Source organism: Streptomyces sp. NPDC051322, assembly GCF_040689485.1.
Lineage (GTDB): Bacteria > Actinomycetota > Actinomycetes > Streptomycetales > Streptomycetaceae > Streptomyces.
In genome coordinates this window covers 541,820-554,121 of record NZ_JBFBAK010000002.1, presented here as the reverse complement: position 1 = coordinate 554,121, position 12,302 = coordinate 541,820, and the positions used below count along the sequence as shown (strand labels likewise).

Annotated in this window: 11 protein-coding genes; 6 read left to right on the top strand and 5 right to left on the bottom strand. The window is 71.3% G+C overall.

The features are described 5' to 3' along the window. Positions 1-112 precede the first annotated feature (112 nt). Positions 113-1,543: an NAD(P)/FAD-dependent oxidoreductase gene (locus tag AB0436_RS06585; protein ID WP_366466592.1), complete on the bottom strand. Its 1,431-nt coding sequence runs from the start codon at positions 1,541-1,543 to the stop codon at positions 113-115. A gap of 115 nt (positions 1,544-1,658) precedes the next feature. Here AB0436_RS06585 and trxA point away from each other — a divergent pair, with 115 nt between their 5' ends. Then, positions 1,659-2,024 (top strand): thioredoxin, encoded by a 366-nt coding sequence (gene trxA, locus AB0436_RS06580; RefSeq protein ID WP_366466591.1) that lies wholly within the window; start codon positions 1,659-1,661, stop codon positions 2,022-2,024. Positions 2,025-2,066: 42 nt separating this feature from the next. Here the strand turns inward: trxA and AB0436_RS06575 are convergent, their stop codons facing one another. The 3 genes from AB0436_RS06575 to AB0436_RS06565 form a co-directional block, all read right to left on the bottom strand. Continuing rightward, positions 2,067-3,503 (bottom strand): aldehyde dehydrogenase family protein, encoded by a 1,437-nt coding sequence (locus AB0436_RS06575; protein ID WP_366466590.1) that lies wholly within the window; start codon positions 3,501-3,503, stop codon positions 2,067-2,069. A 140-nt stretch (positions 3,504-3,643) separates the two neighbouring features. After that, positions 3,644-4,828: a thiolase family protein gene (locus AB0436_RS06570; RefSeq protein WP_366466589.1), complete on the bottom strand. Its 1,185-nt coding sequence runs from the start codon at positions 4,826-4,828 to the stop codon at positions 3,644-3,646. Positions 4,829-4,949: 121 nt separating this feature from the next. After that, on the bottom strand, positions 4,950-6,047 hold the full coding sequence (locus AB0436_RS06565; RefSeq protein WP_366466588.1) for a glycosyl hydrolase family 18 protein: 1,098 nt from the start codon (positions 6,045-6,047) through the stop codon (positions 4,950-4,952). Between the two features lie 71 nt (positions 6,048-6,118). Here AB0436_RS06565 and AB0436_RS06560 point away from each other — a divergent pair, with 71 nt between their 5' ends. From AB0436_RS06560 to egtD, 5 genes are all read left to right on the top strand, one after another. Continuing rightward, positions 6,119-6,571: a type II toxin-antitoxin system PemK/MazF family toxin gene (locus tag AB0436_RS06560; protein WP_366466587.1), complete on the top strand. Its 453-nt coding sequence runs from the start codon at positions 6,119-6,121 to the stop codon at positions 6,569-6,571. A gap of 212 nt (positions 6,572-6,783) precedes the next feature. After that, on the top strand, positions 6,784-8,073 hold the full coding sequence (egtA, locus tag AB0436_RS06555) for an ergothioneine biosynthesis glutamate--cysteine ligase EgtA (protein WP_366466586.1): 1,290 nt from the start codon (positions 6,784-6,786) through the stop codon (positions 8,071-8,073). Continuing rightward, positions 8,070-9,371 (top strand): ergothioneine biosynthesis protein EgtB, encoded by a 1,302-nt coding sequence (gene egtB / locus AB0436_RS06550; RefSeq protein WP_366466585.1) that lies wholly within the window; start codon positions 8,070-8,072, stop codon positions 9,369-9,371. The genes egtA and egtB overlap by 4 nt, the downstream gene beginning before the upstream one ends. Next, positions 9,371-10,126: an ergothioneine biosynthesis protein EgtC gene (gene egtC / locus AB0436_RS06545; RefSeq protein ID WP_366466584.1), complete on the top strand. Its 756-nt coding sequence runs from the start codon at positions 9,371-9,373 to the stop codon at positions 10,124-10,126. Before egtB ends, egtC begins: the two co-directional genes overlap by 1 nt. Further along, positions 10,123-11,094, top strand: a complete 972-nt coding sequence (gene egtD / locus AB0436_RS06540) for an L-histidine N(alpha)-methyltransferase (protein WP_366466583.1) — start codon at positions 10,123-10,125, stop codon at positions 11,092-11,094. The genes egtC and egtD overlap by 4 nt, the downstream gene beginning before the upstream one ends. On the opposite strand, the gene AB0436_RS06535 is transcribed toward egtD, so the two are convergent. After that, on the bottom strand, positions 11,069-12,289 hold the full coding sequence (locus tag AB0436_RS06535; RefSeq protein ID WP_366466890.1) for an extracellular solute-binding protein: 1,221 nt from the start codon (positions 12,287-12,289) through the stop codon (positions 11,069-11,071). The two genes, egtD and AB0436_RS06535, sit on opposite strands and share 26 nt — an antisense overlap. Positions 12,290-12,302: the final 13 nt, after the last annotated feature.

Sequence of the window (12,302 nt, the reverse complement as noted above, 5' to 3'; positions counted from 1 at the left end):
AACAGCCCTGGCTGTCGCCTTCCATGGTCCCCCCGCGACGCCCGCATGCGCAGTGCGACGCCCCGCGAATCCGGCGGTGGCGTGCCGCACGGGGCCGGCGGTCGAGCGCCGGTCAACCCCGGTAGGTCTCCAGCAGCCGCAGCCAGACTTCGCTGATCGTCGGATATGCGGGTACGGCGTGCCACAGCCGGTCGATGGGCACCTCCCCGGCGACCGCCACCGTCGCCGAGTGCAGCAGTTCGCTCACGCCCGGGCCGACGAACGTGGCACCCAGCAGTACCTCCCGGTCCACATCGACGATCATCCGGGCGTGACCGCGGTACCCGTCCGCGTACAGCCCGGCGCCCGCGACACCGGACATGTCGTAGTCCACGGCCGTGACCCGGTGGCCCGCCCGCTCGGCTTCGGCGAGCGTGAGACCGGCCGATGCCGCCTCCGGGTCGGTGAAGACCACCTGGGACACCGCGGCGTGGTCGGCGGTGGCGCAGTGCGCTCCCCAGCGGTCCGTCTCGAGGAGCGGTACGCCCTGGGCTCTGGCGGTGATCGCCGCGCCGGCGATTCTGGCCTGGTACTTGCCCTGGTGGGTGAGGAGCGCCCGGTGGTTGACATCGCCCACGGCATAGAGCCAGTCGACGCCCTCGACCCGGCAGCTGTCGTCCACGGTCAGCCAGGCTCCGGGGGGCAGTCCCACCGATTCCAGGCCGATGTCGTCGGTGCGCGGAGCCCGGCCGGTGGCGACCAGGATCTCGTCGGCCTCGATCTGCTCGCCGCTCTCCAGCACCACCGTCGCCGGTCCGTCGCCGCGTTCCACCGAGGCGACGGAAGCCCCGGTACGGACATCTGCGCCGGCCTCGGTGAGCGCCGCCGCGACGAGGTCACCGGCGAACGGCTCCATCCTCGGCAGCAGTCCCCCGCCGCGCACCAGCAGGGTGACCTGTGAGCCGAGTGCCTGCCAGGCGGTCGCCATCTCGACGCCGACCACGCCGCCACCGATGATCAGCAGACGTCCCGGGGCCGCCTGGGCGCTGGTCGCCTCCCGGCTGGTCCAGGGCCGGGCCTCGGCCAGTCCCGGAGTGTCCGGCACTACCGCCCGGCTGCCGGTGCACACGGCCACGGCGTGCCGGGCGGTCAGTACCCGTTCGCCGTCCTGACCGGCCACGGTCACCGTCTTGCGGCCGGAGAGCCGGCCGTGCCCGCGGTAGAGGTCCACGCCGATGCCGTCCAGCCAGCCGACCTGGCCGTCGTCCTTCCAGTGGGAGGTGAACGTGTCGCGACGGGCGAGAACGGCCGCGGTGTCGAGGGAGCCCTGCACCGCTGGCCGCACTCCCGGCACCCTGCGCGTGTCGGCGCGTGCCGTCACCGGGCGCAGCAGCGCCTTGCTGGGCATGCAGGCCCAGTACGAGCACTCGCCGCCGACCAGTTCGCTCTCGACCACCGCCGCGCTCAACCCTGCGGCCCTGGCCCGGTCGGCGACGTTCTCGCCCACCGGGCCGGCTCCGAGCACCACAACGTCGTACGCCGTACTTCCCCTGGGATCTGTCATGGGGACAGTCTGATCCGGGGTGTGCCCGGTGGCCACATGGGCAGTCGGAATACGACATGGAAGAGCACGGTTGTCGGGGGCGACGCCCCAAGCAGCCAGGAAAGGCGGACCCCGCATGAGCACGGTCGAACTCACCAAGGAAAACTTCGACGATGTCGTGACCGACAACGACTTCGTCCTCATCGACTTCTGGGCTTCTTGGTGCGGTCCGTGTCGGCAGTTCGCCCCGGTCTACGAGAGCGCCGCGGAGCGTCATGCCGATCTGGTCTTCGCCAAGGTCGACACGGAGGCCCAGCAGGAGCTGGCCGCCGCCTTCGAGATCAAATCCATTCCCACGCTGATGATCGTGCGGGACAACGTCGCGGTCTTCGCCCAGCCGGGCGCCCTGCCGGAATCCGCCCTGGAGGACGTCATCGGGCAGGCGCGCGCGCTGGACATGGACGAGGTCCGCAAGTCCGTCGAGGAAGCGAAGAACGCGTAGCGCCGGCCTGATCGGCGCACACGGCCTCCGGAACCGGCCGGACTAGAAGGGATGGCCGGCCGGTTCCCTGCGGACCGTGGTCCAGCGCAGTTCGGTGAATGCCGCCAGATTGGCCTCACCACCGAAGCGTGCGCCGGTTCCCGATGCCGCCACCCCGCCGAAGGGTGCCACCGCCTCGTCGTTGACCGTCTGGTCGTTGATATGCGTGATGCCGGTGGGGATGCGGTCCGCGAGGTCCAGGCCCAGCGCGGTGTCCCGGGTGACGATGCCGAGCGAGAGACCGTACGGGCCGGTGGCGGCCAGACCTGCGGCCTCGTCGAGGGTGGCGAAGGGCCGCACGGGCGCGACGGGCCCGAAGACCTCCTCCTGGTAGGCGGGGGTGCGGTCCTCGGCGTCCGCGAGCACGGTGGGCCGGTAGAACAGGTCCTGGTGCGACCCGCCCGCGGCGAGCTTCGCACCACCGGCCGTGCTGGCCTCCACCAGTCCGTGGATCTTGGCGAGCTGGGCCGCGTCGATGATCGGCCCCAGGTGGACCTGCGCACGGTACGGGTCGCCGACGGCCAGCGAGTCCGCCTTGGCGGCGAGCCGTTCGACGTACTCCGCGTAGAGCGACGCGTGGACGAGATGGCGCCCGGTGGTCATGCAGATCTGGCCCTGATGGAAGAAGGACCCCCAGGAGGCCTGTGCGACGGCCGCTTCGACGTCCGCGTCCTCCAGGACGATCAGAGCCGAGTTGCCGCCGAGTTCCAGATGGGCCCGCTTGAGCCTGCGCCCTGCCGCCTCACCCACCGCACGGCCTGCGGCGGTGGAACCGGTGAAGGAGATGACCGGCACGCGCGGGTCGTCGACCAGCGCCTGTCCGGTCTCCGCGCCGCCCGGCAGGACGTGCAGCAGTTCGTCCGGCAGCCCCGCTTCGGCGAAGACCGCACCGAGGGAGATCCCCCCGCAGACCGCGGTACGCGGGTCCGGCTTGAGCAGCACGGCGTTGCCGATGGCCAGGGCCGGGGCGACGGAGCGGATGGAGAGGATCAGCGGGGCGTTGAAGGGGGCGATGACGCCCACGACACCGACCGGTACCCGACGGGTGTACGAGAGCCGCGGTTCCTCGCTGGGCAGGACCTGTCCGGTGGGGCGGGAGGCGAGCGCGGCCGCTTCGTAGCACTCCTGCGCCGCGACGTGCAGTTCGAAGGCGGCCTTGCCCGGTACGGAGCCGGATTCGCGGACCAGCCATTCGGTGAGTTCGTCGGCGTGCGCGGAGAAGAGGTCGCCCGCCTTGCGCAGCACGGCGGCGCGCAGGAAGTGCGGCGTACGGGCCCAGGAGCTTTGGGCCGTCCTCGCCGCCTCGGCCGCGACGGCGATGTCCTCGGCGGTGGCGAGGGTGACCGTCGCGAGCGTCTCGCCGGTGGCGGGCTCGGTGACCGGAGACTCACCGCCGCCGAGCTTCCGGGCCTGCCAGGTCTTGGGATCGAGCAGAGGCATGACGCATCTCCAGCGGCTCAGGGATCAACGGGGGTGGTCTGGTGGGGTGTTGAGGACGGTCGTTCACACACGGGCGCCGCGTACGGCATCGTAGTCATCCGGTCGCCGTGGCCTGCCGGAAAGGGTCTCTCCCCGCGGTCTCAGCGTTCGAGTACCAGCGCGAGCCCCTGCCCGACCCCGATGCACAGCGCGGCGAGCCCGGTGCCCGAGCCGGCGGCGGCGAGCTGATGGGCCACCGAGCCGGCCAGACGCGCTCCGGAGGCCCCCAGCGGGTGCCCGATCGCGATGGCGCCGCCGCGGGGGTTGACGAGCGCGGGGTCGAGTTCAGGCCACTCGGCGAGGCAGCCGAGTGACTGTGCGGCGAAGGCCTCGTTCAGCTCGAAGGTGGTGAGGTCGGCTAAGCTCCTGCCCGCTCTGGAGAGCGCCTGCCGGACCGCCTCGACGGGGCCGAGTCCGAAGAGCTGCGGCTCGATTCCGGTCACCGCCGAGGTCCGGATCCGGGCGAGCGGTTCCCGGCCGGTTGCCCGCAGCCCCGCTTCGTCGACGAGCAGCAGAGCCGCGGCGCCGTCGTTGAGCGGTGAGGCGTTTCCGGCCGTGACGGTGCCGCCCGCGCGGAAGGCCGGCTTGAGCTTGGCGAGCGTCTCCATGCTGGAGCCGGGGCGGATGCACTCGTCGCGCAGCAGACCCGCGCCGTCGTACGGCACGACCTCCCCGTCGTACAGGCCCGCGTCCCAGGCCGCCGCCGCCTTGCCGTGGCTGCTCAGCGCGAACGCGTCCTGCTGTTCACGGGTGATGGCATGTTTGTCGGCGATGAGCTCCGCGCCCTCCCCGAGAGCGACGGTCCACTCCTCGGGCATCCGGGGATTGGTCATGCGCCAGCCGAGCGTCGTCGAGTGCAGCTGCTGATGCCCTGCGGGGAAGGCGCGTTCGGGCTTCTGCATCACCCAGGGGGCGCGGGACATCGACTCGACACCGCCGGCGACGGCGACCGAGGCGTCCCCCAGGGCGATGGCGCGGGCCGCCTGGATGACGGCTTCCAGTCCGGAGCCGCAGAGCCGGTTGACAGTGACGCCGGGCACGGTCGCGGGCAGCCCGGCGAGCAGCACGGCCATCCGGGCCACATCGCGGTTGTCCTCGCCGGCCCCGTTGGCGTCACCGAAGTACACGTCGTCGATGCGCCCCGGGTCGAGGTCCGGTGCGCGGTCCACGAGCGCCCGGACCACATGGGCCGCGAGGTCGTCCGGGCGTACGGAGGAGAGCGCGCCTCCGAACTTCCCGATCGGCGTGCGGACTGCGTCGACGATGTACACGTCGCGGATGCTCATCGGATCTCTCCCACGCCCACCCTGCGTCCGCCCGGTGACGTTCGCCTGATGAACTTTTGTTCATGGTTGGCTACGCCTGAGTCTCTGCTCCGTGCCCTCCCATGTCAACGGGCCCGGGCGGTCAGCCGTTCGCGAGTACCTGCCAAAGTCCCGGGTCCTCGAATCCGAGCGCCCACAGCGAGGTGTTGCGCACTCCGTACTTCCGCAGCACCCCCAGATGCACAGCGACACCGCGGGCGTCCTGGTACCAGACGGTTCTGGGCACCTTGCCGTCCCGGTAGGTGAAGTGCGGGGTGCCGGACACCGTGTCGAACTGATAGGAGACGCCTTCCTTGCGGCGCAGCTCCTCAGCCTGCTTCCAGGTGACGTTGCGCGCGCTGCCCTCGCCGTCCGCCCGCCAGTCCCAGCCGTAGGCGGGCAGCGCCATCTCGATCTTCGCCGGCGCCACCAGCGCGGTCGCCCGCCGCAGGATCTCGTCGTACCAGTCGGTGGAGGCCACCGGTCCGGGCTCGCCGCTCGCCCAGTGCAGGTCGTACGCCATGATCCGCATACGGTCGGCGGCGCGGCCGATCGCGGCGTAGTCCCAGATCCGCCCGGTGCCCGCGGTCTGGGCGGAGACGGTCACGACGCACTGTTTGTGCCGGCCGTGGAGTGCGGCGCAGAGGTCGGTGACGAAGGCGGCGTAGGCGGACCGCACCTTTTCGTAGGTGGCCGTGGGCGTCGTGGTGATCGTCTCGTAGTCGATGTCGACGCCGTCGTAACCGTGGCTGTCGGCGAGCGCGACCAGGGCGTTGACCTGCGCGGCACGATCAGTGGGGGTGGTGAGGATCTTCGCGAGCCGGCCGGGCTCCATGGTGTCCATGTCCATGACGGTGGGCACCACGTCGATGCCGGCCCGGTGCAGCCCTTCGACGATCCGGGCGTCGCCCGCGCCGGGGTGTCCTTCGAGCCGGCCGGCCGAGGCGATCTTGTACCAGAAGGGGCTGACGGTGTGCAGTTGACCCGCATGGCTCAGCGCGTCCTGGTACGCGGCCTCCACGTCCCAGTACGGCAGCCAGGCCGAGGCGGTCCGCGGCGCCGCTGCGCCGCGGGAGGAGCCTGCCGGGGGCGGATCCGACGGCGCGGAGAACGCCAAAATGGCGGGAAGTGCTGCCAGCAGCACACAGACGAGCGCGGCCAGTGAACGACGGCCCGGGCGGCATGGTTGCGAAATGACCATGGAGCGAGCCTGCGGCCGGAACCCGGGACCCGCCCCGCGGGATGCTCCGTCCAGGCTCTAACGTGACCCGGATGACGACCTGTCGCGATGCACACGCAGACCTGCCGGGCAGCACCGGCCCGCACGCCACGACGGAGGCGGAACCCCGGGCCATCGGTCCGGTGCGCACCTCCTACGCGCCGGACCGCGACGGCGATCCGGACCCCGGCGAAATCGTCTGGACCTGGGTGCCGTACGAGGAGAACGACGGCCGCGGAAAGGACCGTCCGGTGCTGGTGGTGGCCCGCGAGGCGGCCGGCACCCTGCTGGCCGTGCGGCTCTCCAGCAAGCGCCATGACCGGGACCGCGAGTGGCTGGCCATCGGCGCCGGCCCGTGGGACCGGGAAGGCCGCGACTCCTGGGTGGATCTCGACCGGGTGCTGCGGGTCCACGAGGACGGCATGCGGCGGGAAGCGTGCGCTCTGGACCGGCCGCGGTTCGACGCGGTCGTGCGGCGTTTGAAGGAACGGTACGGCTGGAGCTGAGCAGGCGCGCGGCCGGCCAGGAGGTTCGGCCCAGGCGGTTCGGCCAGGCGGTCCGGCCACGGTGAGCACGAAATGAACGTCCGTGCAACGGCGATCGGGTCCGTCCGTGGCCCACTTGTGCGGACCGCCGGCAGTGGCTTAGGTAGGACGGAGCGTCCTTCGGAAGGCACCGGAGGAGGCTTGCCGGTATCTTCAAAACCGAGGAGCCGATCATGTCCCTACCCCAGCTCAGCGAAGTGGACGCGGAGGACCTGCTCCGATGTATCTGCTTCAAAACGGGCCCACCGCGACGTATAGGTGTCGAGCTCGAATGGCTCGTCCACGATCTGCGCGATCCCCGGCTTCCGCTGTCCGAAGCCCGGATCGCACAAGCCCATGCCGCGGTGCGCGCCCTGCCGCTCGCCGCCGCGCTCACCTTCGAACCCGGCGGCCAGCTGGAGCTCAGCTCGCTTCCCGCCACGTCCCTCACCGAATGCATCGGGTCCGTCTCCGCGGATCTGGACGCCGTACGCAGTGTCCTGCGCGGTCAGGGCCTGATACTCACCGGACTCGGCCAGGACCCCTGGCACGCCCCTCGCCGGCTGCTGCATGAACCTCGCTATGACGCGATGGAAGCCTGTCTGGACCGGAACGGGGCCGCGGGCCGCGCCATGATGTGCGGGTCCGCGTCGATCCAGGTCTGCCTGGACGCCGGGAACGAGGAGCCGGGTCCGCTCGGCTACGGGAGACGCTGGCAGCTGGCACATCTGCTGGGCGCGGTCCTGGTGGCGGCCTTCGCCAATTCGCCGCTCCGGCAGCGGCGCCGCACCGGTTGGCTGTCCACCCGGCAGTCCCAGTGGGCCGATCTCGATCCGGTCCGTTCGCTGGCCCCGGCCCCCGGCGCGGAGCCCCGGGAGGCCTGGGCCGCGCATGTGCTGGACGCGCCGGTGATGTGCATCCGTGACGACAAGGGCCCCTGGACGACGCCGGAGGACCTGACGTTCCGCACCTGGGTGCGCACCGGCCTGCCGAGACCACCGACCCGCGAGGATCTCGACTACCACATGAGCACCCTCTTCCCACCGGTCCGGCCGCGCGGACATCTCGAACTGCGCATGATCGACGCCCAGTCCGGCGAGGACGGCTGGATCGTGCCGCTGGCAGTGACCACCGCGCTCTTCGACGACCCGGCGGCGGCCGAGACCGTGTACCGGGCCGTCAAACCCCTCGCCGAGATCGCCGGCCCCTGCCGGGCGCCACGCAATCCGCTGTGGACGAACGCCGCCCGGTCCGGCCTCGCCGATCCGGAGCTGCGCGCCGTTGCCGCGGTCTGCTTCGACGCGGCACTGGACGCGCTCCCCCGGATGGGCGCATCCACGGCGGTGCAGAACGCGGTCGCCGCGTTCACGTCCCGCTACGTCGATCGGGGCCGCTGCCCCGCCGACGATGTGCTCGATGCGGGGCTCGGCCCCGATCTCTCTCCTGTTCAGCGGCTCGACCACCGGAAGGACATCCGGCCATGACCGACGACTCCACGGCGCTGCGGCAGAGCGCGCTCAAGGCGCTCACCGGCGCACGCAGCCGCACCACCGCCCTGACCGAATGCGTCGACGACCGTGACCTGACAGCGCAGCACTCGCCGCTGATGTCCCCCCTGGTCTGGGACCTGGCGCACATCTCCAACCAGGAGGAGCAGTGGCTGCTGCGCGCGGTCGCCGGCCGGGAGGCGATACGCCCGGAGATCGACTCGATCTACGACGCGTTCGAGCACCCCCGGGCGATCCGCCCCACGCTGCCGCTGCTCGCCCCCGCCGAAGCCCGCAGCTATGCCACCGAGGTACGCGGCAGGGTTCTCGACGTCCTGGAAAGCACCCCGTTGCAGGGGCGGCCACTGGTCGAGGCCGGGTTCGCCTTCGGGATGATCGCCCAGCACGAACAGCAGCACGACGAAACCATGCTGATCACCCACCAGTTGCGCACCGGCCCCGCCGCGCTCACCGCTCCGGCGCCGCCTCCGGCGGACGCCACCGGACTCCCGGACGAGGTTCTCGTCCCGGCCGGCCCGTTCACCATGGGCACGTCCACCGAGCCGTGGGCCCTCGACAATGAGCGGCCCGCACACAGCCGCCTCGTCCCGGCTTTCCGAATGGACACCGCGCCGGTGACCAACGGCGCGTTTCTGCACTTCATCGAGGACGGCGGTTACCGGGACGCACGCTGGTGGACGGAGCAGGGCTGGGATCTGGTCCGCGGCCATGAGCTCGAAGCGCCGCTGTTCTGGCGCCGGGAGGGCGGTCAGTGGCTGCGCCGCCGTTTCGGGGTCGTCGAACCCGTACCGTCCGACGAACCGGTGCTCCACGTGAGCTGGTACGAGGCAGACGCCTATGCCCGCTGGGCGGGGCGCAGGTTGCCGACCGAGGCCGAGTGGGAGAAGGCCGCCCGGCACGATCCGGCGACCGGCACCTCCCGTCGCTACCCCTGGGGCGACGCCGAGCCGACAGCCGAGCGGGCCAATCTCGGCCAGCGGCACCTGGGACCGGCGCCCGTCGGCAGCTATCCCGCCGGCGCGTCGCCGCTCGGCGTACGACAGCTGATCGGCGACGTCTGGGAGTGGACGTCGAGCGACTTCCTGCCCTACCCGGGCTTTGTGGCCTTTCCCTACCGCGAATACTCGGAAGTGTTCTTCGGCCCCGATCACAAGGTGCTGCGCGGCGGCGCCTTCTCGGTGGACGAAGTGGCCTGCCGGGGTACGTTCCGGAACTGGGACCTGCCGGTCCGCCGCCAGATCTTCGCCGGCTTCCGTACCGCGAGGGATGCCTGATGTGCCGTCATATCGCCTCGCTCGGTGAAGCGGAGCCGCTCGGCGAAGTCCTCGTGAAACCCGTGCACGGTCTGGTGCGCCAGTCCTGGGCGCCGCGCCACCAGCGGTACGGAACGGTGAACGCGGACGGTTTCGGCGTCGGCTGGTATGCCGAGGGCGACCCGGTCCCGGCCCGCTATCGGCGCGCCGGGCCCATCTGGGCCGACCTGTCGTTCGCCGATCTGGCCCGGGTGGTGCGCAGCCGCGCGTTGCTGGCCGCCGTCCGGGACGCCACCGCGCCCGGAGCCGACGGTGAGGCCGCGGCCGCGCCCTTCGCCGCCGACCGCTGGCTGTTCAGTCACAACGGTGCGCTGACCGGCTGGCCGGTGACCGCCGCGTCGCAGGCCGCGTCCCTCCCGGTGGTCGAACTGCTCGCCATGGAGTCGCGCTGCGATTCGGCGCTGGTCTGGGCACTGGTGCTGCACCGGCTGCGGGAGGGCGACGGGGCGGGCCAGGCACTGGCCGACACCGTGCTCGACCTCGCCGCCGCGGCGCCCGGCTCGCGGCTCAACCTGCTGCTGACGGACGGCGCGTGCATCACCGCGACGGCCTGGGGCGACACACTCTGGTATCTCGCTGAACCGGGCCGCCGCACGGTGGTGGCCTCCGAGCCCTACGACGACGATCCACGCTGGCACCGGGTCCCGGACCGCACCCTGCTGGAGGCGACCCCCACCGACGTCCTGCTCACCCCTCTCAAGGAGCCCCCCGCGTGAGCCCTTTTCAGCTGACCCGCACCCTGCCGGAGGATGCCACCGATGCCGCACTGCGTGCCGATGTGCTCCACGGCCTGTCCCGTACGCCGAAAACGCTGCCGCCGAAGTGGTTCTACGACGCCCGGGGCAGCGAGCTCTTCGAGGAGATCACGGCGCTGCCCGAGTACTACCCGACCCGCGCCGAACGGGAGATCCTGCTCGCCCGCGCGGACGAGATAGCGGCCGCCACCGGCGCGCGCACCCTGATCGAGCTGGGTTCGGGCTCCTCCGAGAAGACCCGTCACCTGCTCGACGCGCTGCCCGGCATGGAGGCGTACGTTCCGGTGGACGTCAGCGGGAGCGCGCTGAGCGCTGCCGCCGACGCGCTGCTCGCCGAGCGGCCGGCCCTCTCCGTACACGCGCTGATCGCGGACTTCACCCGCGAGCTGACACTGCCCCGCACCCCGGGCCCCCGGCTCGTCGTCTTCCTGGGCGGGACGATCGGCAATCTGCTGCCCACCGAGCGTGCCGCCTTTCTGCGCGCCGTGCGGGAACGGCTGGAGCCCGGCGACGCCCTGCTGCTCGGCACCGACCTGGTCAAGGACGAGTCCGTGCTGGTGCCCGCCTATGACGACCGGAGCGGTGTCACCGCCGCGTTCAACAAGAACGTGCTGAGCGTCATCGACCGCGAGCTCGGCGCCGACTTCGATCCGGCCGCGTTCGACCATGTCGCCGTCTGGGACAGCGAGAACGAGTGGATCGAGATGCGCCTGCGGGCCAACAGGGCGCTCACCGTCAAGATCCCGGAGCTCGATCTCGTGGTGCACTTCGACGCCGGTGAGGAGATGCGCACCGAGGTGTCGGCGAAGTTCCGGCAGGACGGCGTCCGGTCCGAGCTGTCCGCCGCCGGCCTGGAACTCCGGCACTGGTGGACCGACACCGAGGGGAGGTTCGCGCTGTCGCTCAGCGCTCCACCAGCTCGTCGGTGAGCAGTTTCGACGCGGCCTTCGCGGCTGTGCCGGGGTCCTCGCCGTTGAGCACCTTCGTCATGTACGGCTTGATCGGGTTGTCCGCCTCGACCGCCGCCCACTGCGGCGAGTTCGGGGTGGCCCGCCCGCGGGCGGCGCCCGCGGCCATCGCCGCGGTGCCCTCCTCGCCCTTGACGGCGCCGGCCAGGGTGGTCTTGTTGGGGACGTAGCTCATGGTCCTGGCCAGCTCGGTTTCCCACTTCTCGCCCGCCAGGGCTTCGACGACATCGACCGCCGCGTCGGCGTCGTCGGCCTTTTCCGGGATGATCAGGTCGGAGCCGCCGGTGAACACCGCGGCCGGCTTTCCGGCCGTCTTCCCGGGGATGGGGAAGAACCCGAGCTTGCCCTTGAGTTCCGGATTGCTCTTCACGATGGCCTGCGCGGTGCCGGGCACGGCGATGATCTGGGCGATGTTGCCGCCCGCGAAGACGTCGGCCTGCTGGGGGTGCGCCTCGTCGGCGTTCTTGGGGCCGTCGCCGAGTGCCTGCAGGCGCCGATAGAAGTCCATGGCCCGGAGCGCCGCCGGGGTGTCCAGGGCGCCGGTGAACAGGCCGCCCGACTCGACGGCGAGTTCGCCGCCCTCGTCCCAGATGAAACCGGAGAGGGTGTACCAGTCCTGGCCGGCCAGATAGATTCCCTGCTGATCGCCCTGGTCCAGCTGCTCGGTGTCCTTGATCCACTCTTTGCGGGTCCGGGGCAGCTCGGTGATCCCGGCGCTCCTGAAGAGATCCTTGTTGTAGACGACGACCCGGTTGGCCGCGTACCAGGGGATGCCGAACTGTGCGCCGTTGATGCTTCCCGGGTCGGCGAGCCCGGGAAGCCAGTCCTTGCTGCCGAGGTCCCGGACCGATTCGAGGGTGAGATCGCGCAGGGCCCCGCTGTCCGCGTACATGGCGACCTGGGTGTTGCCCACCTCGATCACGTCGGGGCCCCCAGTGGTCTTCGGCCCGTCCTTCAGTGCGGCGTTCACCTTCGCGCCGATGCCGCCCCACTCCTGGATCCGGATGTCCAGGCGGGTGTCCCGGTGCTTGCTCTCGAAGTCCTTGGTGAACTGCTGGATGAACTCGTCGGACGCGCTGCCCTTCATCAGCCAGACCCGCACGGTCCTGGAATGGCCGCCGGTGCCCGGCAGCGAACCGCAGGAGGTGAGCGACATGACCGAGAGCAGG